Annotated in this window: 19 protein-coding genes; 17 read left to right on the plus strand and 2 right to left on the minus strand. The window is 66.9% G+C overall.

All coding sequences use genetic code 11. The annotated features are described in order from the left end of the window. The first annotated feature begins 19 nt into the window (after window positions 1-19). The 4 genes from ACFWPH_RS28080 (at window position 20) to ACFWPH_RS28095 (ending at window position 5,139) form a co-directional block, all read left to right on the plus strand. Entirely contained in the window at window positions 20-1,090 is a 1,071-nt protein-coding gene (locus ACFWPH_RS28080; protein WP_378755156.1) for a hypothetical protein, read from the plus strand. Window positions 1,091-1,113: 23 nt separating this feature from the next. After that, window positions 1,114-2,502, plus strand: a complete 1,389-nt coding sequence (locus ACFWPH_RS28085) for a cytochrome P450 (RefSeq protein ID WP_378755158.1) — start codon at window positions 1,114-1,116, stop codon at window positions 2,500-2,502. Window positions 2,503-2,771: 269 nt separating this feature from the next. Then, window positions 2,772-3,977 (plus strand): hypothetical protein, encoded by a 1,206-nt coding sequence (locus tag ACFWPH_RS28090; RefSeq protein ID WP_378755159.1) that lies wholly within the window; start codon window positions 2,772-2,774, stop codon window positions 3,975-3,977. Continuing rightward, window positions 3,958-5,139: an acyl-CoA dehydrogenase family protein gene (locus tag ACFWPH_RS28095; protein WP_378755160.1), complete on the plus strand. Its 1,182-nt coding sequence runs from the start codon at window positions 3,958-3,960 to the stop codon at window positions 5,137-5,139. Before ACFWPH_RS28090 ends, ACFWPH_RS28095 begins: the two co-directional genes overlap by 20 nt. Before the next feature lie 81 nt (window positions 5,140-5,220). Here the strand turns inward: ACFWPH_RS28095 and ACFWPH_RS28100 are convergent, their stop codons facing one another. Continuing rightward, window positions 5,221-7,071 carry a hypothetical protein gene (locus tag ACFWPH_RS28100; protein WP_378755162.1) on the minus strand — a complete coding sequence of 617 codons (1,851 nt, stop codon included), beginning with the start codon at window positions 7,069-7,071 and terminating at the stop codon, window positions 5,221-5,223. Window positions 7,072-9,730: 2,659 nt separating this feature from the next. Here ACFWPH_RS28100 and ACFWPH_RS28105 point away from each other — a divergent pair. The 5 genes from ACFWPH_RS28105 (at window position 9,731) to ACFWPH_RS28125 (ending at window position 16,345) form a co-directional block, all read left to right on the plus strand. Then, window positions 9,731-10,840 (plus strand): cutinase family protein, encoded by a 1,110-nt coding sequence (locus ACFWPH_RS28105; RefSeq protein ID WP_378755163.1) that lies wholly within the window; start codon window positions 9,731-9,733, stop codon window positions 10,838-10,840. 231 nt (window positions 10,841-11,071) lie between these two features. Then, window positions 11,072-11,938, plus strand: a complete 867-nt coding sequence (locus tag ACFWPH_RS28110; protein WP_378755164.1) for a hypothetical protein — start codon at window positions 11,072-11,074, stop codon at window positions 11,936-11,938. 138 nt (window positions 11,939-12,076) lie between these two features. Continuing rightward, window positions 12,077-12,508, plus strand: a complete 432-nt coding sequence (locus ACFWPH_RS28115; protein WP_378755165.1) for a hypothetical protein — start codon at window positions 12,077-12,079, stop codon at window positions 12,506-12,508. A 5-nt stretch (window positions 12,509-12,513) separates the two neighbouring features. After that, complete coding sequence (locus tag ACFWPH_RS28120; RefSeq protein WP_378755166.1) at window positions 12,514-13,638, plus strand: GAF domain-containing protein; 1,125 nt, start codon at window positions 12,514-12,516, stop codon at window positions 13,636-13,638. Window positions 13,639-14,182: 544 nt separating this feature from the next. After that, window positions 14,183-16,345 carry a hypothetical protein gene (locus tag ACFWPH_RS28125; protein ID WP_378755167.1) on the plus strand — a complete coding sequence of 721 codons (2,163 nt, stop codon included), beginning with the start codon at window positions 14,183-14,185 and terminating at the stop codon, window positions 16,343-16,345. A gap of 6 nt (window positions 16,346-16,351) precedes the next feature. Here the strand turns inward: ACFWPH_RS28125 and ACFWPH_RS28130 are convergent, their stop codons facing one another. Next, the gene (locus ACFWPH_RS28130; protein WP_378755168.1) at window positions 16,352-16,780 is read right to left on the minus strand and encodes a hypothetical protein; all 429 of its coding nucleotides are present in this window, start codon (window positions 16,778-16,780) and stop codon (window positions 16,352-16,354) included. Window positions 16,781-17,476: 696 nt separating this feature from the next. Here ACFWPH_RS28130 and ACFWPH_RS28135 point away from each other — a divergent pair. The 8 genes from ACFWPH_RS28135 (at window position 17,477) to ACFWPH_RS28170 (ending at window position 26,145) form a co-directional block, all read left to right on the plus strand. Beyond that, window positions 17,477-18,574 (plus strand): hypothetical protein, encoded by a 1,098-nt coding sequence (locus tag ACFWPH_RS28135; RefSeq protein ID WP_378755170.1) that lies wholly within the window; start codon window positions 17,477-17,479, stop codon window positions 18,572-18,574. A gap of 29 nt (window positions 18,575-18,603) precedes the next feature. Then, window positions 18,604-19,350: a hypothetical protein gene (locus ACFWPH_RS28140; protein ID WP_378755171.1), complete on the plus strand. Its 747-nt coding sequence runs from the start codon at window positions 18,604-18,606 to the stop codon at window positions 19,348-19,350. 200 nt (window positions 19,351-19,550) lie between these two features. Continuing rightward, window positions 19,551-21,407 (plus strand): cutinase family protein, encoded by a 1,857-nt coding sequence (locus ACFWPH_RS28145; protein ID WP_378755173.1) that lies wholly within the window; start codon window positions 19,551-19,553, stop codon window positions 21,405-21,407. Beyond that, the gene (locus ACFWPH_RS28150; RefSeq protein WP_378755174.1) at window positions 21,404-22,966 is read left to right on the plus strand and encodes a peptidoglycan DD-metalloendopeptidase family protein; all 1,563 of its coding nucleotides are present in this window, start codon (window positions 21,404-21,406) and stop codon (window positions 22,964-22,966) included. Before ACFWPH_RS28145 ends, ACFWPH_RS28150 begins: the two co-directional genes overlap by 4 nt. Window positions 22,967-23,142: 176 nt before the next feature. Continuing rightward, a complete protein-coding gene (locus ACFWPH_RS28155; RefSeq protein WP_378755175.1) occupies window positions 23,143-23,610 on the plus strand; it encodes a hypothetical protein in 468 nt (155 codons plus the stop codon). Then, the gene (locus ACFWPH_RS28160) at window positions 23,594-24,937 is read left to right on the plus strand and encodes a MinD/ParA family protein (RefSeq protein ID WP_378755176.1); all 1,344 of its coding nucleotides are present in this window, start codon (window positions 23,594-23,596) and stop codon (window positions 24,935-24,937) included. Before ACFWPH_RS28155 ends, ACFWPH_RS28160 begins: the two co-directional genes overlap by 17 nt. 104 nt (window positions 24,938-25,041) lie before the next feature. Continuing rightward, a complete protein-coding gene (locus ACFWPH_RS28165) occupies window positions 25,042-25,356 on the plus strand; it encodes a hypothetical protein (protein ID WP_378755177.1) in 315 nt (104 codons plus the stop codon). A 159-nt stretch (window positions 25,357-25,515) separates the two neighbouring features. After that, window positions 25,516-26,145, plus strand: a complete 630-nt coding sequence (locus ACFWPH_RS28170) for a hypothetical protein (protein ID WP_378755178.1) — start codon at window positions 25,516-25,518, stop codon at window positions 26,143-26,145. The last annotated feature ends 14 nt before the right edge of the window (window positions 26,146-26,159 follow it).

Raw genomic sequence — 26,159 nt, forward strand, 5'->3', positions numbered from 1 at the left:
CGCCACCGAGGAAGCAGCGATGACAACAACGACCGCCCACACCAGGATCGACGACCGGGCCGGCGCCGCAGTCGAGTTGGGGTTGCGTTGCGCCCCCCATCCACAGCCGGCGATAGGGGCAAGCGGTGTCCGCGTACAACAGTGGGTCCGCGATCGGGGCCTGACAAGCAGCGAGGAATCGTTTGCCTGGTATCGACAGTGGGACACCGCCGGATTCGTCGGCGCCAGCTACCCGCATGCGTCGACCGACGGAATGGATTTGGTCGGCCGGTTCATGGCGGTGTCGATTCTGCTCGACGATTCGCTCGAGGAACTCGACTCCGCGGCCGAGTGCGCCCAGAAGGTGGCGCCGTTCGTCGATATCGTCCGCGCCGGAGGCGAGGTCGCCGCACCCGATGCCCGGCCCCTGCACCAGGCATTCGGCGAAGTGATCCGCGAATGCAGATTGCGGGCTTCCGCACGCTGGTGGCGTCGCGCTGCCCATCATTGGGAGGCGAGCCTTGCCTCGGTGGTGCACGAAGTCGGTGACCGGGTGCTACGAGGCAGACCAGCGCCCCGAGACATTCACCTGAGTATGCGCCGCCACGGCGGATACATGCACCCTTTCCTCGACATCATCGAGCCCGCCGCCGGATTCGAGCTACCCGAGCTGGCATTCCACGCGCCCCAGATCGCGGTCATGCGCGAGTGCATCGTCCAGATCGGCAATTTGGTCAACGATCTGTACTCGCTGCCCAAAGAGGTCGCCCGCGGCCAGCACACGAACCTGGTGCTGGTCCTCAACGCCGAATCCGGCGGTATCCTCGCCCGATCTCGGCAAACCGTCGTCGACCTCGTCACCGCGCACGCCCGCCGATTCCGCACGCTGCGCGCCGAGCTACCAGCGATGTGTGACTACCTCGGATTGAGCGGCGCGGACCGCGGTCGAGTCCTGCGCTACGCCGAAGCGCTCGAGCTGTGGGCGGGAGGCTATGAACCATGGCACCGCACCAGCGCCCGCTACCGGCATGTCCTGACCACGCGCCCGCCGACCGGGCCGTGGGCCTATGAGGAGCTAATCGACACCACCACCGTGCGGGCGCCTCAGTGAACGCCGCCACCCACACACACGTGGTGGCCTCCGGTAGGTGGCCGCTGATCGGGCACGCGGCGGCACTGGCGCGTAACCCCCTGCAGCTGCTGCGTCGACTACCCGCGCAGGGGGATCTGGTGGAGCTTCATGTCGGCTCGGCCCGCGTCGTCGTGGTGTGCGCGCCGGAGCTTGTCCAGGAAATGCTGACTCACGACCGCATCTTCGATAAGGGCGGGCCCCTGTATTCGAGATTGGGAGAGGTGATCGGGTCCGGCGTCGGGTCCTGCCCCGCCGAGCACCATCGCCGGCAACGCCGCCTGGTCCAGCCCGCGTTTCACCCGTCCCGGATCCAGGCGTATGCCACCGAGATGCAGCGCCACACTTTGACCGCTGTCGACAACTGGTGCGACGGTGAGGCGATCGCGGTCTATCCAGCGATGACCGCGATCACGAGCCGGATCATCGCGCGCGCCCTGTTCGCCACCCCGGAGACCATCGCGGAAACCGACGCATTTGCCCAGGCGATGTCGCAGATGCTCGGGTCGATGGTGGTGCGCATGCTCATCCCGCCGAGCCTGGACTGGGCGCCGCTTCCCGGCCGCCGCCGATTCCGCGATGCACGCGCACGCATGCGAGACATCAGCCGGCGCATCATCACCCACTACCGACAGGTCGGCATCCAGAGCGGCGATGTTCTGTCGATGCTGCTGTCCGCCCGCGACGAAACCGGACAACCGTTGTCGCAGGACCAGATCGTCGACGAGATCACCACCTTGTACCTGGCCGGCGCCGAAACCAACGCCGCCACTCTGTCGTGGGCGATGCATCTGATGGCCGAGAATCCAGAAATCCAGCAGCGACTACACACCGAGGCCAGCACAGTCCTCGGCACCCGCCCCGCCACCTGGGATGACATCCCGAAACTGCGATACACCCGCCAGGTTCTCGATGAAACCCTGCGTCTCTACCCTCCCGGGTGGATCCTGACCCGTACCACCACCCGCGCTACGACACTCGGCGGCCACCCGATGCCGGAGCGCACCACACTCGCTATCAGCCCCTATCTGCTCCATCGCCGCGGCGATACCTTTCCCGGCCCTGACCGTTTCGATCCCGACCGGTGGGCCGACCCACACCTCCGGCCCGCCGCCGGCAGCTACATACCGTTCGTGGGCGGCGCCCGACAGTGCCTGGGCCGCGATTTCGCGCTCACGCACACCGTTCTCGCGCTCGCCACGATCTCCGCCCGCTGGGCGCTGCAACCGCTACCGGGCCGTGTTCGACGCGGGGTCGGCACCACATTGGCCCCCAACCGTCTGCAGCTTCGGCTACGCGACCGCAGACGCCTCGGGCCCAAAACCAGCATCGACAGCCAGCCGGGGGCGGCTCGCGATGATGTGGCCCTCGCCAAGGCCGGGGCCCTGCGATGAGACCTCGACCACCTGGGAACGAAGCGGGAAGCACAGCCGCACTCATAAGCTCTGACCGTCTCGGCCATGCGACGGCCCGATCACTGTCCCAGCAGCCGCGAACAGATCCAGCCTCCCCATGCCTGCCAGTGGTGCAGGACACCAGCACTGTTTCCCGTGTACACACGGCGGCACCAGGTACTCGCCATTTCGGCAAGCGGTCGCGACGCCGTCAGTACCGGCGGCACGTCGCCTACCTCGATCTGCCCAATCCTGGCGCCGAGGGATCGATGGCCGGAGGGATTCATCCCGATCTCCCGTTGGCCCTCTCGCCCCTGCGCGATGCCCTCGATGATGCGGCCTCGGCAGGGGTGGCGCCGCACCGGTATTCCGCGCTGTTGCATCACTACTGGCTGGTGGTCGCCACAGGTAACGCCGACATCGACCTGGCGACATGGGACCCGCACCGCGGGCCCGCCGCCAATGCCTACACGTTCGACCAGGTGTATGTGAACTACCTTCGCCTTGCCCGGGAGAACCCGCACTATTGGTGGATTGGCATGGCCGGCCTCGCCGGCGCGCCGTTCGCGGGGGGCTGGGCCGATATCGGCGGCCTCGGTACCGTTGTCAGCCGCCCGCTGATCCGATGCGCACTCGATGCCCTTGCCGCTGTCGGCAGAGTAGTCCGGCCGCACGGGCTATTCGGCGTTTCTGCCGATATTCGCCTCACACTGCGCCGCGCAGCAAATCTTACCTCCGCGGACCTCGAGTGGTACCAGAAACGTCTCTCGATCATGCAGAAACATATTTTCACCGACCTGGTGACCCAGCACGAGGCCTACCGCCTGGCGGGCATTTCGGGGATCGAGGAGATGTATCGGGCGGGACTGATCGACGACAGTGCCCGCACAGCGTGGCACGGTATCGCCTCGGGCCGCGTGCCCGGACTCACGGATGCCTTGGTGCGGATGGCCGACCGGGAACAAAACCAGATCATCGCCGACCAATGGGACGCCACCGCCGCCGGCCGCGACGGCCTGGGCCGTGTCATGACCTACGCCTCCACAGTGGTCGGTCGCCCGATCATTCCCGGGGTCCGCCCACCCGGGGTATTTGCACCCACCACCCTCACCACCTGCCTCGGCGGCCGGTTGCTGACACTGCGGATGCCACTACCGGACTTCAACTGGGCCGATCGCCTCGGGCGCTGGAACTACATCGCCGCCGACCTGATCCCCCGGCACGAAGAGATGGAACGACAACCGCACTACGCCGCCTCAGTCCTGCGAATTCCGTTCCCCGAAATCCTGGCTCGGGGACGGCTGGTCAACCGCCTCCCCGACCTGGCCTCCACCCTCACCTCCCAATGGCAAATCACCTGGACCGACTCCGCCCCGGCCCCGGGGGGCCGGGCGCTCGCATGGCCGGTCGCCCGCCGACGCCCGCAGCACGAGCCTTCAGAAAGCAAGGAAAACGATGACGAACACGATCACTGACCAGGCCACGGTCACCGGCGTGGATCCGCTGCACTCAGTCACCGAAATGGCCGATCTGATCACCGGCGCCGTCCGGGAATCAGTCGCTCTGCGCAGAGCACCGGACGATGTCATCGCCGAATTGCATGCGCGCGGCATCACCCGGATCAGCTGGCCGCACAGTCGAGGAGGCGCGCAGCTCTCGGTAACGCAGCAGGTGCAGGTACTCAAGGCCCTCGGCGAGCTCGACGGCTCCACCGCGTGGGTCACCGCGATCTATATCGCCATGCCCTATATGGTCCACCAATTCGGGCAGCACGTCTTCGACCAGTTCCTCGACAGCGACACCCCCTACTCGGCGGGCGTGTTCTCCGTGACCGGCACAGCGACCAGCGTCCCCGGCGGCTATCGCCTGACCGGAACCTGGCCGTTCTGCTCCGGCCAGCACCACGCCGGCTGGATCTTTGTCCCCGCGAACCCCGAGGACGGCGGCCCGCCGATCGCCGCGCTCATCCCACGATCGGAATTCCGGCTCGCCGGCGCCTGGGACCTCACCGGACTCATCGGCACCGGATCCAACGCACTGTCGCTCACCGATGCATTCGTGCCCGATGGCCACGTGATCTCGTTCCAGAACATCCTGGAAGGCAAGAACATCGGTCCCGGCGTCCTGCCCCACTACTACGAGCAGCCCATCGTGCCGATAATCTGCGCCCACTCGGCCGGGCCCGCGGTCGGGATGGCAACAGCAGCCCTGGGCACGTTCAAACGGCGCATCCATACCCGGCCCATCACCTACTCCCACCACGGCCTGCAAGCCGACGCCGAGATCACCGCGCGACACCTGGCGGACGCCCAAGCCCTGATCGACGAGGCCGAATGGTGCGGCCGCCGCGCCGCGCAGACTGTCGATCACCACGTCGCCACCGGCAAACCCTGGGATATCTCCACCCGCGTCCGGTGCCGCTTCGACGGGGCACGGGCGGTGAAACTGTGCCGGGATGCCTGCGACATCATCGAGAAAGCCTCCGGCGCCAGCGCCCGCCGCGAGGGAGACCCACTGATGGCCATCCTGCGCGACATCCACGCCCTCAGCCTCCACGCATTCTTGCACTATGACACCGTCGCCGAGGCCTTCGGCGAAGTCCTGGCGGGCAAAACGCCGTCCTACCCGGTGTACTGACCGCCCCGCACCACACTCGGCGAGCGACACACGAAAGTTTCACGCACCCGTGCATACCGCAAGCCTCCGCGCTCGAGGAGGTCACGTGATTGCCACGGCTCCGAGTTCCTCCTGGAGCAAAGCCAGCGCGAGGAGGTCGTCTTCGCGGCTGTCGTCGAGGTCGATGTCGGGAGGCAGAGGCGTCGAGGGCTGTGGTGGTGGCCCAGTGGCGAGCTGAGCTGCCCAGATCACTTCGTTCAGCTCGACGTCGACATCCCATGGCGCGGCGGGGACCGAGCTTGCGCGGGGGTCAGCCGGATCGGGCAAAAGCCCGTATCGGATGTCCAGCCAGCGGCGCCAATCTCTTCGTTCGATCCTGTAGTGGGCGACGCGTTCAGCGCGCTCGAAATGCAGGCCGTGGTGGTGTGCGATGTCGTCGAGCGTGGTGTCACCCAGCGCCACCTCACCGCGGCCGCCTCGAAGTAGCCCAGCCTGTTTGAGCGCGGCCAGCGCGTCATAGCCGGCGCGGGTGCCGATGTGTGCTGCGGCAAAAATATCCGCGGGTCGGGAAAGGCCCCCGTTGGCCACCAGGTCATAGATTAGGCGCTTGCTCAGGCCCACAACACGCCATGCGTCGTGGATGGGAGCGACACGAATCCGTTCGACGTGTACTGCTGCTACCGCAACCTCCATATCGTCATAGCGGCGCGCGGGAATGAGGCTGTACTGATCTGCCAGAACACCAGCCGCTCGCCGGATCCGGTGGATAGGGGAACCCGGAAGATCCCGGATGTGGGCGAGAACGTCGGCGACGGTGGTAACCGACATCAGCCCAGCAAATAGACTCAACCCTCGGACTCCGACATCGACCAGGGGAGTCCCGTCGTTACCCATTATGCCCTGGCATTTGGCCGCGTACGCAAGTGCTTGCAAGACAGCCGACACAGTCCAACGGTATGGCTGTCCAGGCCAGGTCATCTGAATCCACTCGGTAGCGGATGCGAGCCACCGATCGTATACATCGACAGCATGGGCGCGGTTTCTTTGACCGGGTGCCCTACGGGGGGGCGTGTGCTTTCCAGTGGTCTTGTGTCCGGGGGACCGCAATACCTGTATATGCAGTGAGACCCAGCAACACGCGTTCGCCCAGTCTTGGGCGAGTCGCTCGGTGGCCCTGTTGCCGTATTTGGCTTGGTACGAGTCGTTGAGACCGGGCCATGCGCTGGTTCCGGTCCCCTTCATTCGTGCCTGGACGTCGCCGAGACACAGCCCGCGCAACGCGCTGGCCGTAAGTACTGCCTGCCGTGCTTCAGAAGGGCTTTGGTAGCGCCGGTCGGCCGGGAGGACGCCGGTAACCGCAAACGAGCTGGGAGCCGCCGGCATCGCTGACGAAAGCCGCCAGTGGGGCTGTAGTCGTGCCTGGGCCCCTTCACGCTCCCAGAACTCGGACGCCGGGGGCACGGAAGCGATATGCGCTGCGGCGTCGGCTGTACCTGAGTGCGGTGGCCGGTGATGAAGCGTGTCGCCGAGCAGCGCTCGCATGCGCGCGACCAGCCGCGGCTCCGATCGCTTCTCGAACACGGCCACGGCGTCCTCGATCGAACCGTCGAGCTGACGGTTCGAGCCCTGACGCGTAGCCGAGCCTGGAGGCGTTATCCCGCCGGTCGCGGCGTTGAGCATCGGTGCGAGGTCGAGCGTGGGAAGACGTGCCGCAAGCAGGCGGAGTAAGGGCTCGATGTTGACCCGTCGGAACGCTTCCCCGGCGGCCAGGGGCGTGATCACATGCCGGCCACCATTGCTGGGGTTACGGTCTGAGATCCATCGCCCACCGCATTCGTCGAGCCAAGCACACAGGCGTGCGGCGTCACGCTCGACGGACTCGGGGCCGTGGGCCTTGGTGTCGAAGTCGAAGACCAGTTTGTCGGTGCGGCGGCTCTTGTCGAAGATCGGCACAGCTGCCGGTCTCGACGGTGGACGTTTCGACAACCTTCGCGCCCGGCTCGCCTTATTGGTTTCCGGGTCGATGAGCCTCATCGACGCTCGAGCAGCGACGCGGGAAGCCAGGGCGGCCCACACCTGTGTGCCCGCAGCAGACGCGGATGCGGCAGTGCCACCGGTCGTTTGTGACCGAATCGATATGTCGACTGTGGCGTTGAGCTCATCGCCAGGGTTTGCTGGAAAGATGTCGTCGCTCTGACCAGCGAAAAGATGTGAAACGTCTGCAGTGGCCCCCGGGGCTACTGGACCCATTTTTGGGCATGCAGTATCATGGGACGTGACAAAATTAGTTGTCCTATCGCTTAGGAGGACAGCGCAGGTAGATGAGCCGGTAACTCATCGACCACAGACATAGGGCCCCTCGACTTGGCCGGTCGGGGGGCCCTTCTCATCTGTGGACCCATTGCCGTCCTTGTGTTCAGTTGTTCAGATCATCGGGCGCTCCAGGCCGCTTACTCAGACCATGTAGCTAGGCCTACCTCCCTGGTTTGTTTGTGGTCTCACGTGCATCGACGTTTACGAAGCCTCGGCGTAGGGGGACTTAATGTCCCGGTGCGCAACCAGTCGTAGGTGTACGTGAGCCGAAGTCGAACCGAAATGTGGGTTCCAATTGATCTCATACCCTAGCCGTCGAGCCAGTAGTCGAGTGATCATCGTGTTCCGCGCGAAGTTCCTTGAGACCTGCGGAATGTCCTCCTCGCGGGCCATTTTGGTGATGCTGTCTATCACCTCTGTCGACACACGAAACCTCAAGATTCCTATCTCTTCCGGCTTCGGATCCGCCACTAACGCAGCTGGGTGCGGTACAGGAAGAGGATGCTCACCTTTCTTCGAATGCCCGGTGAGTTCAGTCAGAAGCGTTGAGACCACCCTGCTGAACGACACGCTCTTCTTCGTATCCTCCGTCAAGACGGCGGCATGTTTCGCCAAGTCGTCGACGATGACGTTTGGTGCGTAGTAACGGATTTGGACCCGCCCCCCGGACCGCTTCTCACCCTCGCCAAGCCGCTTCTCACTCATAGGGTGAGTCAACCATGTATCAGGTACGCACGCCACTCCGACACGCCGCCTCCAGTTCAGTGGCGTCATGCGGGCGTTGCTGTCGCCGTCCGAATGCATTGTCCAGCCTCCCCGTTGCCCGGACCGTGAACAGTCTCCGCACCGTAGTAACGCCATTTCGGCGGCGTGTCGGGGACCACAACGTTCCAGAGCGAGCGCGTAACCCCCTGTGCAGCTGGAGGTATCGTTCAAGTCCACTCGCATTGCCCACTCGTCACAGACCCGCGCGGCTGGTCTGCCTGTCCGTCCTTCCCGTGTGCGGCCGCGCACCAATGTCGCAGGTCGGTCCAGAAGCAGCATCGAAGCCAGCGACCGTTCCGGGCTGGTTGGTGGCACTGCGTCCCTCCTCCTCGAGCAGGTTGATTAGCTCCGACGGAAAGGTCCATAGGTCCCACAGCTCCGGGTGCGACTGCCTTCCGCCTTTACTCTTCGGCCCCTCCAGAACCGGGCGGTTTTGCGCTCCAACCCTAGTCGCTAGTCAACGCATCCGTTTCTCATAAATTTTGAGAATGATCTTTCGTCAGGCGCCTTGTAATCAGCAGTAAATTGCGCTATCGAGGTGCCGGCGTCCGAGGGCTCCTGACGCTCCTCATCGAGACTCCTTGTCGTCCACACCGGCCCGACGGCAACTCCCGAACACCTGCGGTCTCTTGGGCGCAGCCGACGAGGCCGGCATAGCCCAGCACACGAAGTGACCCATCGGCATTGGGAATGTATCGGATCGCTTCATAATTCCGATGGGGATGACACTGCGGGGTTCTCACCGTATATATGTGTACGTCGCCGCAATCCCACCCTTGTTGCGGAGCCTGGTTCTTCTTTCCCAGAAACCTTGGGATTGCGCTTCGTTGACACCAGGTGTCTGCACGACGAATGCTATATGCAGTTCCAATTCGTCCTACGCAGGAGATATCGGAGCTAAGGCAACCATCAGTACTGTGAGGGGCATTCGCACTGCAAAGCTATTTCTTGGCGGCGGATCAATTCTGTGAACCGCAGGAGACAGCTCGCGGGTTCCTCTCGTGGTTGCCAAGGGTGGGGGCGTTGTCAAGCAGCCGGTCCGCGTGTATGCCTCCGCTGCCCACATCGAATCGGTGCGCGAGATATCGGGCACCTCTATGGAAGGGAAGTGAAGGTTATGGATCCGGTTGGCCTCCTTATCGCTGGCGCGAACTTCGTATCGGCGGTTCTGGGTATCGTCTACGCGGCCATTCCGTTTGTCGTGTCCTTCCTGCCCTGACGCCGGGGCGGTTAGTTGCTTCGGTTGCTGCGGGGCTCATTGTGCCGAGTTCCCGCAGCAACTGAAGCATTTTCTCGGGGGGCATGACGCCTCTGCCAGAAACTTACATTTTGTTCTTGCGCTCCGTTTATCGGAGTTCTGGCTCAGTGAGGATCAGTTCAAATCGTGCAGGGTTATCGTTTGCGCAGAAATTTCCGCCGATTGGGGTGGCGGGGTGCTGTCTGCGTAGTGGCAGTGGCTGGGTTGTTCCCAGTTTCGACCGTTACCGCTCACGCGGGGGTGCCGGATCCGATTCGTGGCGGCTGCCCTGGTTTGGTGGTTTTGGGCGTTCAGGGTACTTCGGAATCATCACCTAATGCTGACGCCTTTGCCGATAGCGGGATGCTGGCACATGTTTTCGTTCCCATGCTCGCTTCCGGTGTGTCGATCGAGCGTGCTTATGTCCCGTATCCGGCCAGTTTCGGCGGTGCGCCGCTCACCGGTTCCGGAGTGGCGCCGTTTGCCGATTCCGTGGCAGCGGGCAGGGTCAATCTGGATCAGATGGCCGCGTCGGCGGTCGCTCAGTGCCCACACTCGCATCTCGCGGTCGCAGGTTTCAGCGGCGGTGCCGCGGTGGTCGGTAGTTTCGCCGAGGCGGTCGGCTCTGGGAATGGCCCGGTGGCGGCCGACCGTATCGCGGGTGTTGCGCTGATCAGCAACCCGGTTCGCCGTGCCGGTAGCGGGCCTGTTCCGGGGCGGGCAGGCCAGATCGCGCCGAGTCCAGCACCGGGTACCTCGGGAGCGGCGGTCGCGCAAGTTCGGTTCGGCCCGGTGCCTGCCAGCGGTGGGATTGCCGACACCGGAATTGATTTCGGGGCGTTGAGCGGCCGGGTCGGCGAGTTCTGCTTGCCCGGTGACTTGGCTTGTGACGCGCCCGGAAATGCGGCCGCGCTGCACCTGGCCGCCGCGATCGCGGCTCAGGCCGACTTGCGTGACCCGATCGCCGCGCTCAACTCGCTGCTCGGAGTGCTCACCACCACGCTCGGGCAAGCGCGCTCCACGATCATCCTCGAGGACTTCCAGATTCATGGCGGTCAGGTGAATTATGTGCCAGCTCGCAGCGCGTCCCAGCGGATCGCTGCTGCCGCGGATCCTCGTGTGCCGGACCCGGGACCGCAGGATATCCACGCCGCTGCGGTGAAGGAGGGCCAGATCGTCGCGGCCATTACCGGCGATCCCCTCGGGCAGCTGCCCCGTGTGCTCGGTCAGCTGGGTTCGGCGATTGCACAGAACTTCGCCGACAACGCCGGTCTGCTCGATCCGGCTGTACTGGGCCGCTACATCAATCTTGTCGCCAGCCACGCCGGCTACGCGACCGGAGGGCAAACACAACAGGTCGCCGAGTGGTTCGCGGCGTTGTCCCACGACCTCGGAGGCAGCCCGTGACTTCCCCGACACGGAGGTTTCGATACTGGCGCGGCAGCCCGGCAGTCGTAGCCGGTCAGTGTCAGCGCCCGCTCACGGCTCCCGGGGCTGCGGACAGGGCAGCTGAGTCGATCCCGGGGCAGAAAGGCAGACGCCATGAATGATCCGAATCAGCAGCCGTCACCAGCGGCGCCTGGACCCGCCGACCGAAGCGCAGCGGCCGTGCCGATCAACCGCAAGCCATCGAGGCCGGTGCTCGCCTCATTCTCCAGTTGTGGTGGCGAGGTCGTTCTGGAGCGGGACCGGTTGCGGCTCTTGGTGCGTGCTGCGGCGACCGTCAGCCTCGCCGAGGCCGAGTTCGTTCGCCGGGTGCGCGGTGTTGGGGTGACGATGTGGCCGGCGAGTTACCATCACGATCGCGACGTGGTGAGTTGTTACGCGTTGGAGGCGACACCCGGATCTGGGCGAACTCACCTCGGTACCGACCTCGATGCCGATCTGGCGCTTTCGGTGCTGCGTGACGACTGGTCCAAGAACGGGCAGGCGCGGCAACAGGCTACGAGGGAGTGGCGGGGGTTGCGGAAGGCCGGGCTCCTCGACCGAGAGGTCATGGTCCTGCGGGATCCGGTGGTCTGGCGGCGGATGTTCGAGGACGCGGGCACGTTCAACGACTATCTGCGCTCGCTCGATGTTTCCCAGCGCACTCCGTGGGCGTGGGCGTCCGGACGCGTGGCAGGTGTTCTGGCCCTCTGGGCGATTCGACAACAAGGCACCGAACCGGCGCGGGCATTGCAGGCCGCGGCGCTGGAGCTGGCACGGTCGGCACAGATCGACGTTCGTGCCGGTCGTTCGCCCATCGATGCTCCGTCGACATGCGGCACGGTCGCCAGCGGGCTGGCACACCTCGAGATCAGTGCGCAGGGCGATCCCGCGCGCGAATCGTTGCTGTTGCTGATCCAAATCGTTGCCGCGATGGACGATATCGCCAAGGCACACCGCCGCCGTGGCGAGCTGACCGAATCGATCGCTGTCAACAAATGCACGGAGCCCTTGGCGCGGTGGTCCCGAGAGTTGCATCGACGCGCCGGAGACGGAGGAAAGAGCGATGGACAGCCCTGAGCCGTACACCGCGGGCGAGACCCCCATGGTCCGTACGAGCGGTCGTGGTCAGGTCATTCGTCTTTCGGGGCTCCTCGCCGTCTGCGCTGGTGACGCCGCGCGGGGCGCTGTGTGTCCGAGTCGGCAAGAGAGCGGTCGTTGACCGGGCCGCCGCCGGGGTTGGAATCGGCGTTGACAGCAGTGCGCGGCCTCGATCCGGCTGAGGGCGGGGTGCTGCTGGCTGCGTTGTGTGGTGAGCAGGTGGTGGCCGCCCGTCATTTCGGATTGAGCGACGTGCAGCGTTCGGCGGTCGAGGCGGCTGTGGTCGGCGCCGACAGTATCGTGCTGGTGGCCCTCGGCTCGATGAGGGTGGCCCCTCGCGCTCTGGCCGTTGCCGAGTCGATCGAGCGGTTCGCCGGTGACCGCGTGCAGATTCTGGCGTCGGTCTATCTGCCGGATCTCGCCGACGGCACCGCCTGGACCGACTTGAGCGGTCAGGTGGGCGACGGAGTCGTGCACGCCGGCAGGCCCCGCCCCGCTTTCGGCCGCCGTTGGTTCCGGATGCCCACATGGGCGCGCAGAGGACGGTGAATGCCATGACAGAACCTGCGGAGGACAGCGGTGAGGACGAATCGGCTCAGCCGATCAGGCCACCGCACACCAGCGCTGTGCGTCCCTGGGTGTTGGTTGAAGCGCTGGGAAGCAAGGGTGAGGAACGTCGTGTGGTCGCCGAAGGGCTGCATCCACGGCGGTATACGCGTCTGACGCGGACACGGATCGCTGGAAGCCGGGCAATCGCCCAGCATTTGCCCGCCGTGGTTGACGCGGCCGTGGACAGCGGCGAACCACAGGTCAAGGTCGCCTACCCACCGTCGGGTGCTCATTTCCGTATTGCCGCCGTGCCGGTGACCGGGCCGGACGGGTCGGTGCTCGCGGTCCAGGTCTGGGCCGGGCCCAGAGCGCAGGCGGCCCCGGAACGGCCTGCGGTGGGCACGATGGTGTGGCATGCGCCAGGCACCGGTATCACGCTGACCTGTCCGGTCGCCGAGTACCTGCTCGACACGGGCATCTCTGTTTCCGCTGAGCGGGCGCTCCCCGATCTCATACGCCATCTCGAGGGCCTGGACAACCGTGCTGATCTGTTGCGGCTGTTCGATTCCGGTAGTCCGCCGGTCCAGTACGCCGGGTTCGCCGTGACCACCGGCGAATCGTCACAGACCCGGCGAACTCTCTACATCACGGCACGGAGCCGAGGCAGTGGCTCGCAGCGACGGGCCGCAGCGTTGATCACCGATGTCAGTCTGACGCGCCCGGTGCCCGCGCCGGGGTTCACGACGCGATTGATCGATGCGATGCCCACCCCTGCCGATCACGCGATCGGTGTGATGGACCTACGCACAGGTTTGGTGCACGACTGGGTACGACGGGGCCGGGAACCCTTGGATCGCTGGATGAACGAGATCCCCCTCGTGCACCCCCATGACCTGCGTGAACTCTCGACGGCCCGCGCCAGGTTACTCAGCGGCGCGGCCTCAGCCCGGAGTAGCTGGCGGTTGCGGTTCGACGAGCAATCGCCCTGGACGAGAATCCACGCGCAGTGGCGAGTACTGACCTGTGATCCCGCCCCGCAGGCGCTTGTCGAGATCCATGTGCTCGATGCCAAACCGGACGGCCTCTCATCCCGACAGATGAATGACCATCGCCGAACTACGTCGCGGTGAGCCCCCATCGATGACACCACCAACGCCAAAGACGATGAGGAAGTATCAATGTGGGGCTGGAGTAACCACGTCGCCGAACGCGCATACGCCGCGGCCTGGACCCGTCCCCCGGCCCTTCAGGCGCGCCCCGAACAGCGCTGCCCGATTTGCTCCGAGACCCGATCCTCGGAACATGCCGGCGGCAACGAGTCGGTCACTGACGCGATGCGCCGACGCGTGCGGGTAATCCTCGCCAGCCTGCGAATGTGCCGACGCGGCCTCGACAGGAACTGGCGAGGCTCTGACCTGCGGTGATCACTTGTTGCGGCGACAGCGACGAGCTGCTTATCCTGAAGGGGCACCCTCGTGTTCTGTCGGAGGGTTTCCCGGGTAGGTCGCCAACTGCGGACCCGGATGTAGCGCCACTGCTTTCTTTCGCGGTCGCCGCGGGGTGTGGTTTCGACTAATCCGGTACGGCCGCCCGCTGTCAGCGGAGTCACGCAATCTCGGCACCGCAATCGACCTGGGTGAGGTGCGGCCGCGACACAGAGAGCGAGCCCGCCCCATGACCACCCCGAATGCCGCCGAGACTCCGGTCGCGCGCTACCAGGTGGAGATATCGATGGTCGCCGAGGACAAGACCGTCGCAACAGATCGTTTTCACCAACCATCCGAGGCACGCGAGTGGACGCGTAGGTACCTTCGTGTCCAGGGTGATTCCTCCGTCACCGTCACGATCAGCGACACTGTGGCGCAACCTCACCTCGAGCAGAAGCTGTACGCGCTGACTGGTTCCGCCGGCCAGGTGGCCCGCGCGTTGGAGGATGACCGGGCCCCGGTTGTCGCCGAAGCGCTGGAATCCGGGGTCGTGTTCGACGCGGCCGCCGAGTTCGCGCCGATGGTTCAGCTCTACGAACAAGCCACCGCCGAGGCTGCCCGCGTCCCATCCGACACTGCGTTGGCCGAGAAACGGAACAGCCTGCGTAGTGACCTGACACTCACCGTCGACCGGTTGATCGGCAGTGACCATCATCGCGCGGCCGCCCGGGTCACCTACATCGACCTGATTCCCATGGCCCGACCGCACGGCGCCTTCACCGCAGTGTTGGAGTCCAGCACCGGAAACAGCCCAGGCCCGCAGGCCGCCGACCTTGCCACACACCCGCTCGCGCTGCGCGTGCAGCAGTTCGACAGCGGCCGCCATGCCCGGGAATTCCTGCGCGCTCACTGCGAGATGCTCGACGAGACGACCGGGCCGGTGAAAGCCTTTGTCGTGCAGCAAAGGCCCGACGGCACCACAGCGACCCTGCGCAGCGAAACGGGTGCGCCCGCCGAAGTCGCGGCCGCGCTGAAAGATCAGGTGGACTACGACGGAACGCTGATCACCGGTGTCGCCGGCACGGACCGGGACCTGCTGGCGAGGCTGGTCGAGGAGTACGAGGATGCCGCGACCGACGCGCCGGTCTTCCAGCCGGTCGCTGCGGGTGCACAAGGCGCCGCAGACGCACGCCGCCAGCTCGCACCTTCGCGTTACAGCAGGCTGGGCACCGAAATCGCGGAGATGCTGGCTGATCCCCGGCTCGCGGACCAGATTTCGGCACTGCGCCCCGTGCTGGCTGCCGCCGACCGGTTTCAGGCGCGCGGTCCCAATGCGGTCAGCAGCACGGTGGGCTGCCCGTCGTCCGGTTTCGTTCAGGCCGACTTGCAGATCGCGCTCGATCAGCACCACCTGTTGATGGTCGACATGCTGGAAGCGGATAGGCCGATGCGACGACAGATCGCCGCGCAGGCCAGCGAGATCCTGCGGCGCATCGACGCGATGCTGCCCAACCCGCTGCTGACCGCCACCGAGCGCGTCGCGGTCCTCGACGATGTCCGACAGGCGATCGAAACACCGACGAAAGGCTATGAACCGGTATTCGAAATGCCAATGCCGGCAGTGATCCGGCAGCGCGCCGACGAGCTCTTGGACGCGCCACCGCGGTCGGGGCCTGGCATGCGCGGCCGCGATGTCGACGATGCGCTGCGGCTGTATCAGCTGACGCGCATCGCCGCGGACGAAGGGTTCAACCCCGAGCGCGACGCGCTGCGGTTGACGATTCTCGATCAGCGAATTCAGGTGGAGGCGCGGATCCAAGATCATCCGCACCTGAATTCCGGTGAGAAGGCGGCGTTGCGAGCAACCTTTCTCGGACTCGGTCACGACCCCTATCAGCGGATTCCGACGCAACGCGCCGAGCATGTCGCAGCTCCGATCCCGACCGAACGCATGATGCCTCCGGCGCCCGATACCGTGGACCGCTACACCATCGGTTTCGAGGACGCGCGGACCCCGGGACGCGAATTCGTGATTCGCGCGGACGGGGATCGCTGGACCGTACAGGCCTATCGTGGCTATGAGGCTCATCCACAGTGGCGGCTGAGCGAGGGTGCCGCGGAGTATCCCGATGTCTCCGCGATGCTGTCGGCCCTACACGGCGGCGCTCAGGTAGCGACCGCCGAGGGCGGGCGGCGGCGCCTCGATCCTGTCCCGGTCCCCGGCGGTGTACGTGAACTGGCGGGCCACGCGGAGCGGATCCGCAAAGCACACGGCTCAGGCTCGGGATCCGATCCGTCTCGTGCGGCAGCGCCGCAAGCTGCTACGGCCCGGTACTCGGGCGAGCAACGCCGAAAGTCGATGCTGCACAGGCCACCACAGTCAGGGGGCAGACACCGCAAGATCGGGTAGACGCCGTCAGGCGTGTTCGTCGGTGATAACCACCGAATCCGGAGTCGGTGTTGCCGCGGTGGCTGCGTCAGGACGAGGAGACGGTGACGGCGGGTTCTTGCGCCAGGCGAGCCGTTCGAGCAGCACCCGCAACTCGCCCGGGTCACGGGCGGTGTGGTCGCCGAGTTCGTTGCGGAGCGCTTCGGTCAGCGAGGGCCACCGGTAACTCGATTGTGTCGGGGTGCGTTCCAGTTCCAGCTTCGCCGGAAGGTCCCACGCCACCTCGGGATCGAGCACGACCAGATGTGTGTGCTTGCGCGATTCGAGCCCACCGTCAGGTTTTCCGAGGAACACCCATACGAGCGCACCGGGAAAGTCCAGGACCCGTCGTGAGACGGTCATGCCGTCACGCGCCACGCTGGTGATGACGACCGGCACCATCCAATCCTGGTTCACGGCGGTAACGAGGTAATCGGGGCGGACGTCGTTTCTTGTCGGTGCCGCTGTGACCAGGTCCGCGCGCGCACACCATGTGGCGAACACAGCCTTCCCAATCTCGGCGGCCTGCCCGGCCTCGAAGTCGCCACCTTGCCACCGCGCAGCCGCGGCAGCGCGCGCACGACTCGTATTCTCCATCAGATGAAACCCCTGTGCTTGTCTACGAACTGCAAACACAAGCTAGCACAGGGACCCTTACTGATGACTCCGCGTAATCGGCGGAGACTCTGTGTAACTGGCGGATGGTGGTCGCTCGAGGTGGCCCTTGCCAGCTGAGACGCGTGGCCATTGAGTGAATCGGGTGATTGCCAAGCGTGGTTGCGGGCCTTAGGCTACAACTGCGCCCCGTTCTTGGGGGTTTCCCGGTGTCCTGCCGTTTGCGGATCCGGATGTGGCGCTACGACACGTGTCCTGTGGTTCTCTGTGAATCCTTTTCGTGCGTAGTTCGTCGAACCGAGTCGATATCGCGGTCCGCGCGCTCTGCCACATGGCAGTTTGCGCCGGCAGTGCGCTCGAGCGTCTCCTGCCCGTCACGCGATGTCGCGGTTCGGCATCCGGATCGACGTCGAGGGGCATGACATGAACGATTTCATTTGCCGAAGGCTGCAACGCGCGGTCGTGACAGGGGCCGTCCCGGTCGCGATGGCTGTGGCGATGGCAGCCACAGCGCACGCCGCGCCTGGTCAGGCGGGGGTGACGCCGGAGCCGCAAGCAGGCGTCACCACGCCGGCTGAGCCACCACAGCCGGAGCAGGGTATTGCGGTGCTGGTGCCCGATCCACCGCCGCTGTCGGTGCCCGACCGCGCCGCTCCCGAGCCATACCAGCAGCACCTGATGCCCGAACCACCGGCACAGTCGCAGTGGGTCACTCCCGAAACGACGTGGGAACCCGAATCGGCACCGCAAACGCAAGCACCGCCACCTCCACCGGCTGCGCCCGGTCCGCCGGCACCGCGCACGATCCGCGCCGGAGATACCGAGTTCGTTATTCCGGATGTCATCGACCCCTACCTCGAGGAGGACATCGAGGCGTGGCTGCGGTGGGTCGAAACAGAAATCGCGATCGGTTACGACGCGCTCGGCATCCCACGCCAGGAGTCCGATCGTCGTGCGTTGTCCACGGTGACCGGTGGCGCGTTCGGTGCCCTCGTGGGTGCCGAGATCGTCGGAGTCCCCACTGCCGCGCTCGGCGGGCTGCTGGGGGCCGGAGCCGGGGCGCTGGTCGGCGCGGGAGTCGGGTCGCTGGCCGGGGGAGTGGGCGCAGTGCCCGGGGCGTTTTTGGGTGTGGCGGTAGGTATCCCGGTCGGTGGTGCACTGCTGGGTATTCCCGGTGTCGTCACCGGCGGGGTGATCGGGGCCGCACTGGGCGGCGGGCTCGCGGCAGCAGTCGGGGCCAGTATCGACCCGACGCCGGTGCCGCCCCCGCCTCCGCTGCACGAGTTCGGCGCCCCACCCCCACCTGCACCACTGCCATCGTCCGAGACCGATTGCGGATGCGACGGTTCCGGACCTGCTGTTCCCCCGGCACCAGCTCCGATGCCTGATCCCGTGCCCGCGGTCGTGGATCAGGTGGTCCAGGCTGCTGCCCCGGCCATCGAGGCAGTCGAGGCCGCGGCCGCGCCGGTTGTTCAGGCGGCCGCGCCGGTGATCGACGCGGTGCGGGTGGCGGCTGCACCCGTGGTCGATGCGCTGGCCGGTGCCGCAGCCCAGCTGTTACCGCCGCCCCCACCTCCGCCGGCTGCGCCGTGCTGACGGCCCGCCACCGCAATGAGGTGAACACCATGGCCGCAGAGCGCCATACCCGCCGCGACGTGGACCAATGGTGGGATGCGCTGGATCTCGACGATCTGACCCCGCCCCACCAGGCGCCGCCCCCGCCTGGTCACCGCGACCGTAGCGGCGCTGCACGGCACCGGGATTGGGCCGACGAGCTCGAGGAGCGTCTGAGCAAAGAGCCAGCCGCGCCGGGGCCGATCCGTGTCCGTCCCGTGCGCCGCGGCCGCGGTGTGCTGGTGGGTGCTGCGGTGGCGGGTCTGGTCGCCGCGGGCTCGTTGGCCGTGACCACCGGTGGATCCGAGGACGGGGACTCCGATAGCGCTGGGGTCACTCTGGTCCCTGCTACCTCCGCGCCGACGTTGAGGTCCGTCGCACCGACGACCGCGCCGCGCTGCCCTACCCGGATCGAGGGTGACACGGTCACGGGTGCGGGGCGAGGCGGCACGGGATCCGGGCCCGAGGCGATCCTGGCTTTCGAGAACGCTTACTACATCGAGCGCAGTGGCGCGGCCGCACGGACGTTCACCACTGCGGAGGCCTCGGTGCCGGTGGCAGAAGTCATCCAGGCGGGGATCGACTCGGTGCCTGCCGGCACGACCCACTGCGTCCGGATTTCTCCGGCAGGCCCGGATACCTGGGCCGTCGACCTATCGGAATATCGGCCCGGCGAAGGACCTCAGCTCTACCTGCAGACCATCACCACCACACGCCGCGACGACAAGGTGCTGATCACCGGGATCGGTCAGCGATGACCACCCCGGCCACGCTTTCAGCCCGCCGCGAGCCAACCGGCCCGCGACACCGCCGTCGCGGCCGATCGTTGCGGTGGCGCCTGTCGATGCTGGCAGTGGTCGTGCCCGTTATCGCGTCCTTGGTGGGCGCTGCGGGCCCTGCGCTGGCCGGGCCGAGCGGCAGCCCGCCTGCGGCGGGCGCTGGCAGCGAGTGTCCGGCGGTGGCCGGTGTCTTCGTTCCCGGAACATGGGAGACCACCGCGGCCGCGGATCCTCGTCAGCCTCAAGGGCTGCTGGCACCGGTAGCCACTGCGCTCGAGCAGCAGTTCGGACCCAGCTTCCACGCCGTGTTCCCGGCGTACGCGGCCAAGGCGATGGACGGGATGCTGTACGGCGACAGCCAAGCCCAAGGCGTGGCCGCCGCCCGGACTGTGGTGGCCGATATCGCGGCGCGGTGCCGGGCCACCAAGTTCGTCCTCGCCGGCTACTCCCAAGGCGCCGACGCCGCCGGGGATCTCGCCTCGGCGATCGGCTGCCACAACGACCCGGTCCCCGCCCAACGGATCCTGGCCGTCGGGCTGGTCGCGGACCCGAAACAGGGCACCACCGGCGGGAAGCTGGTCGGCCCGGCCCTGGACGGCAATGGAATCCGCGGGACCCGCCCGGACGGATTCTGCCGACTAGGGGCGGTCACCGCGCAACTGTGTGAGCCCACCGACCGCTACTGCGCCACCGACGCGGCCACACACCCCATCCTGGCCGGGCTTGGCCAGGTGCTCTCACAGCCCAGCGGCGCGCCCACCTCCAGGTCCTCCGGCCAGGCCTCCAGCTCCGGGGATTCACCCGGATCGGGGACGTCGGTGGAGTTGACCCGTTCGCTCGACGCTGGGTTCAGTGCGGCGGCGCTGGCAGGATTGCCCGTCGATATCGACGCCTTGAGCCGCCAGGTCGGCTCCGGCGACCTCAGCGGCGACGGGCTGGCCGCGACCGCAGCGTCGGTGGGCACCGTGCTGACCAAGATCGGTGACCTCGCCCGGTGGGCGGGCACCGACCCCACCGTGACACGGCGGCTGTCCGAGGCTGCGCCAGGTTCGCCCGATCAGCACGCCGGGCGAGTCCTCGACACGGTGCAACAGCTCGACCTCGGCGCCGCCGCAAACGCAGCCGCCGTGCTCGCCGACCAACTCCACCGGCCCAGCGGCCCGACGACTCCGGCACTGACCCAAGCCCTGGACACACTCGCCTCGTCGACCTCGGCGCTGACCACACTCGGCAGCGACGTGCTGTCGCAAGCCTCGACCGTGCTGTCGCTGCTCAAACCCGCCACGTTGATCGATCAGATCACCGTGGTCGCGACCAACACCGTCGGCTTCGCCGCGAATGTACCCGCGATCTTGGACACGGCCCGCCGGATCGGGACCGCGGTCACCGACCCGGGCACCGATATCGCGGGCAAAGTCCGCGCAGTCCACGACATCTTCCGCACCCTCAACGACCTGTGCCAGCCGCTGGTGCGGTTGGCGGCCGGGATCGACCTGTCGCTGGTGGCGCCGCTGCTGAGAATGATCCCCGATCCGACCGGCACCGCCCAGATCGCGTCACTGGTGCTGTCACTGTTATCGAACCTCGACGTGATCGGGCTGGCCCGCCAAGTCGGCACCTTGCAGCAAAACCTGTGGCACATCGTCGAAACCCTCACCGGGGGCGGTGATCTGATCGCCATCGGCGCAGCCTTCGCCGAACTGATCCCGACCTTGCTCGGGTTCGCCTCCCTGGCCGTGAACACCTTGACCGGAACAGCGAGCACCACCGACCCGGCGCTGCTCCACACCCCCACCTCAGCGGTCGGACAGACCCGGGACCTGGCCGGCATCGCCGAGGTCCTGCTCGACGCCGCGACGTCCCAAGGCGCCACCGACCTCGCGCAACTGGTTGGCGAAGGACTCGACGCTGCGCAGTTCTTCACCTCCGGAGCCCACCAGGGCTACGACAACTACATCGTCGACAGCGCCGGCCGCACCGCCCTGGACTGGCTGACCGACTGGTTCACCAACCGAATCCGGCAGGTGGGCCTGTGACCTCCGAGACCGAAACCTCCCGCACCTGGACCCTGTTGGCGGCCGCGGTGCCGGTGTTGCTGCTGGGCATGTTCGTCATCGGCGCCTCCGACAGCGGCGAACGCGACCCGTCCTGTCTGCCCGACATGCCTTCGGCACCCGACCCCGACGGCTCGGCCGTCTGGCCGATCACCGCGCCGGTGTCTTCACCGTTCGGCCCCCGCGACGGCGGCCACCACGCGGGCGCGGACTTCGCCGCCCCTGAGGGCACACCGATCGTGTCGGCGACCAGCGGCACCGTCGTCGCCGCCGGGCCGGCCGACGGCTTCGGAAACTGGATCGTCATCGACTCCACCGACTCCGACGGCTCGAAAGTGTCCGCCGTGTACGGGCACATGGAACCCGACGGTGTGCATGTCCGGGTGGGAGATCAGGTCACGACAGGTACGCCGATCGCGATAGTCGGCAACGCCGGCCAAAGCAGTGGCCCGCACCTACATTTCGAGATCGTGCCGGGCGGGCGGTTGTCCGGCGGCCGGGCGGTGGACCCGATCCCGTGGTTGACCACCCACGCCGGACCACAGGGCCGCCCACAGCCCGAAGATCCACGGCTGGTGGCCGCCGGCACCACCACCGACATGCCGCCGCTCCCTGCGGCGAAGGGCAGCGAAGCGAACATGCAGGTCGACGCGATCCGAGTCGCGCGCACGCTGGCTGCGGTGTTCCCGCAGGTCGAACGGTTCGAGATGTGGCGAGCCACCGACGATTTTCCCGACCATCCCAGCGGCCGCGCCGTCGACGCCATGATCCCGGACTGGCACACCGACGAGGGGCGCGCACTCGGCGACGCGATCGCCGAATACGTGATGACCCACAGCGAGGAGTTGCACGTCGTCTATATCATCTGGCAGCAGCAGTACCGTCCTGTCGACGGTGCGGGCAACCGCATGGAAGACCGCGGGTCGCCGACCGCCAACCATTTCGATCACGTCCATATCACCGTGGAGGGCGGCGGCCCACCGGCACCCGGCCAAACCTACGGACCCGTACCACAACAAGCCCCGCCACGCTCGGGCTGCAGCAGCACACCGACCCGCGGGTCCACCGTGGAAGCAGGGATCATTCCTGAAGCGTTCGTGCCCTGGATCAACCGTGCCGCCACCACCTGTTCGGAGGTCACCGCCCCGCTGATTGCCGCGCAACTGGAGACCGAGTCCGGGTTCCGGGTCGATGCCCACAACGACGACTCCCAGGCCGACGGGCCCGGCCAGTTCATCCCCAGCACATGGGATGCCAAGGCTGTCGACGGCGACGGCGACGGCCGCCGCGACACCCGAAGCATCCCCGACGCGGTGATGTCGCTGGCCGCCTACGACTGCGAGCTGGTCGGGATCGCCCTCGACGGGCTCGCCTCCGGTGCGCTCACGGGGGACCTGACCGAACTGTGGCTGTCGATGTACAACTGCGGGCCCAGCGCGACGCTGGCCGTCGGCCGGGTGTGCCAGAACCCCGAGACCCTGGCCTATGTCCGCACCATTCCGGCACGCGCACACGTGTTCGCCGCGGGGAGGCAGACATGAATAGACACAATATCGGTGGCCATACCGTGGCTCGGCCGAGGTGGTGGAGGACGCGGGTGGCGGTGTGCGCTGCGTGTGTCGCCGGACTGCTGCTCGCAGGGTGCGCGACCGGAGGAACCCCCGACTCGGGCCGCGCGAGTAAGGCCAGTGCACAACGTTGGTCACCCACCGCGAAAGTGCCCGATGCGGGTGGACGCCCAGAGCTTTCAGCGGCAACAGCGCTGCCGGTCGATATCGGCCACATCGACCGCTCCGACCCCGACGCCACCGCCAGGGCAGCGTTGATCGTCTGGTTTTCCTGGAACCCGAATGTCGATTCCGGTCCCAACAACGCTGCGGCGAGAGCCTCACCGCTGTTGTCGGCGCCATTGCGGGACTCGATCACCGGGACCGCGCCGGTGCGTAGCCCCGGGGCGCAGTGGCGGCGCTGGGCACAGCAACGGGCGACGGCCTCGGTGCGAGTCGATCCCGGCACCGAGGCGGTCCCGCCACAAACACCGACCGAGGCGATCCGCGTCTATGCAGTGACGCAGAACTGGTTCAGCCCGGCCGGTGAGCCGATCGAGGACGTCGTGCACAAGGTCGGGGTCGTCCTGCGTGCCACCAAATCTGTCTGGGAGGTGCACCATGTCGAGCAGCGATAACCACGAACTCGACCGGCAAGCCGGGCTCTTCGACGATGAACCGGCCACGGCCGGTGATCACGGGGACTACTCCGCGGAGCTGCCGGTCAACCTCCGCGAACAGAAACTGCGTCCCCGCCGGGACGGGAACCATGATCCGGTGCCGCACAGCGGCGGCCCCACTGACCCCTACGGGGTCGGCGCCGATCGTGGCGAGCCGGTCACATTGTCGGCTGCCGAGCGTGAGGAGATGCGCGAAGAGCAGCTACGCCGAGTCCTCGGCCGCCCGGCCGGTGTCGAGGACGACCCCGCGCAGTGGGGATGGCGCGGCAAAGCCAACGCATTGGGGGCACGGTTTGCTCCCACCCGTGACGAGGTCGAGCACCGGGTCGCGGTCGAGCAGATCCGTCAACCACTGCCTGGCACACCGTTGATCGTAGTGTGTAACCCCAAGGGCGGGGGCGGCACGACCCCAACGACGCTGATGCTGTCCAACCTCTTCGGCCGCCACCGCGGTCACGGTGTCGTGGCCTGGGACAACAATGAAGCCCGGGGCACACTGGCCACACGGGCCGCTGTCGCACCGAAAACATTGCCCACTATCTGGGGCCTGCTCGAGCACGCCGGGCAACTGTGCTCAGCGGATGTGGTGGCCTCCGCGCTGGGCCGGTTCCTGCTCCCACAGCCCACCGGTGACGAGATCCTGGCCAGCGACCAGTCCAGCAAACGGATGCACATGATCGGCGAGAACGAGTGCACCGCCGCGTTGGCCGTGTTGCGCCGACACCGCACAGTGGTGTTCGTCGACACGGGAAACAACGAACGCGCGCACGCTTTCGACTGGTCGGTGCGCCATGCCACCCAACTGGTGGTGCCGCTGACCTACCGGCGCGACGCCGCACACATGGTACTGCGGACCTTGGACGGGATCGCCGCCCGCGGCCACGAGGACCTGGTGCGCTCGGCGATCGTGGTCCTCGCCGAAGGCACCGCCACCAGCCCCGCCGCGCGGGAAGCGGTACACGAAGCCTTGGCCCGCGCCGAAATCAGCACCCTGCTGCACGTACCCTTCGACCCGGAACTGTCCAGAGGCGAACGCATCATGCTGTCGCGGCTGCCCGATGCCACCGTTCGGGCATGGACGCACGTTGCGGCAGCTGTCGCCGAAAGCACCGCCAATGCCCTGGCCGGCGGAGAACCCCTCGTCGATGCCGGGCACGCTCCCGAATCCCGCCCGGTCCCCGAAGAGTTCGACAGTCGATGGGGGCCGCGCCCCGCCGGCACCCGCCGTGGACGCCGAGGCACCGAGTACGGGACGTTCCACCGCACCGGAGAGGCCGCCGGATGAGTCCGCAACCACAACACCGGGCCCCGAAGCGCTGTGTCCCTGACCGGTGGCGGCGGGCAGCGCGCGCGGCGACGACGGTATACACGCTGACGATCTGGACGCTGATGTGCGGCGGCCCTGCGTCGGCGCAGGGGATTCAGAACCCGCTCGACGGTATCCGGCCCAACTTCTCGCTGTTCGGTACCGCGCTCGATACCGCCTGGAAGCGAGTCGTGGCCGCGATCTGGGCTGCGGTGCTCATCGGCGCGACCGTCCGCGTGATCGTCGGCGCCTACAAGGTGCGCCGCGCCAAGAACCGCGGCTACGCCGGCGACCTCAGCGAAGGGATGGAAGACCTACAAGACGCCCTGGTGTCCCTCGGTTTGGCCGGGCTGGCCAGCCCGATCGTCGCCGCGATCCTGTTCGTCGTCGGCGGCTGAGACCACACAGCGGAATACGGAGACAGTACTTTGACAGCAAAAGGATTCGCCGGTCTGACCCCCGACGACACGAGCAAACCCGCGGCCCCGGCCGCGGACACGGAGAACAGCATGGGGGTGGGGTCACGGGCTGCGCGCCCACGGTTCGATTGGCCGCTGGTGATCGCGGTGGCCGTGGTGGTGACCGTGTTCGTCGTCATGATCGTCGCGGTGAGCCGCTGCGACAGCCTCGCCGGCACCGGCGAGGAGTCAGGGTTCACCGTCCGCGCCGCCCATGGCCCGACACGCGTCATCGACAACGTCCCCGCCGGCTACACCCGCGACGCCGAGGGCGCAGCGACCGCCGCGGTCAACGCCGTGCAGGCACTGGCCGAAGCCGGGCAGGGCCGGATCGACATGGCCAATGTGGTGCGGGTGGTGGTGGCGGCCGAACCCGGCCCGCAGCTGCGTGAATCGATCGAGATCAGCCGCGACCGCGGCAACGACGGCGACGTGCTGACCGTGCTGCCCGCCGCCGTGTCGGTCCTGTCTCTCACCGACACCGCCGCGGAGGTGTCGGTGTGGACCATGGGGGTTTCGCGGGCCTCGATCGCTCCCGGGGATCCGGTGTCGGTCACGACGCTGTGGACGTCGAACACGGTGTCGCTGGTGTGGGAAGGCGAGGACTGGAAGGTCAAGGAGAAAACCGGCCAGGTCGGCCCGACCCCCGACGAAGTCATTGCACCGGATGCCCCGAGTCCGCTCACGCGCCCGTTGGTCGGCGGCTACTACAGCTTCTACGTCAACTGAGGAAGGGGGCAAAC

Source organism: Nocardia sp. NPDC058499, assembly GCF_042719915.1.
Lineage (GTDB): Bacteria > Actinomycetota > Actinomycetes > Mycobacteriales > Mycobacteriaceae > Nocardia.

What these genes read in the sequence shown, in the direction of transcription:
- ACFWPH_RS28080 (WP_378755156.1), top strand. Translation starts at nt 20, where the DNA reads ATGACAACAACGACCGCCCACACCAGGATCGACGACCGGGCCGGCGCC.
- ACFWPH_RS28090 (WP_378755159.1), top strand. Translation starts at nt 2,772, where the DNA reads ATGGCCGGAGGGATTCATCCCGATCTCCCGTTGGCCCTCTCGCCCCTG.
- ACFWPH_RS28095 (WP_378755160.1), top strand. Translation starts at nt 3,958, where the DNA reads ATGACGAACACGATCACTGACCAGGCCACGGTCACCGGCGTGGATCCG.
- ACFWPH_RS28120 (WP_378755166.1), top strand. Translation starts at nt 12,514, where the DNA reads ATGACAGAACCTGCGGAGGACAGCGGTGAGGACGAATCGGCTCAGCCG.
- ACFWPH_RS28125 (WP_378755167.1), top strand. Translation starts at nt 14,183, where the DNA reads ATGACCACCCCGAATGCCGCCGAGACTCCGGTCGCGCGCTACCAGGTG.
- ACFWPH_RS28135 (WP_378755170.1), top strand. Translation starts at nt 17,477, where the DNA reads ATGGCAGCCACAGCGCACGCCGCGCCTGGTCAGGCGGGGGTGACGCCG.
- ACFWPH_RS28140 (WP_378755171.1), top strand. Translation starts at nt 18,604, where the DNA reads ATGGCCGCAGAGCGCCATACCCGCCGCGACGTGGACCAATGGTGGGAT.
- ACFWPH_RS28160 (WP_378755176.1), top strand. Translation starts at nt 23,594, where the DNA reads ATGTCGAGCAGCGATAACCACGAACTCGACCGGCAAGCCGGGCTCTTC.
- ACFWPH_RS28165 (WP_378755177.1), top strand. Translation starts at nt 25,042, where the DNA reads ATGTGCGGCGGCCCTGCGTCGGCGCAGGGGATTCAGAACCCGCTCGAC.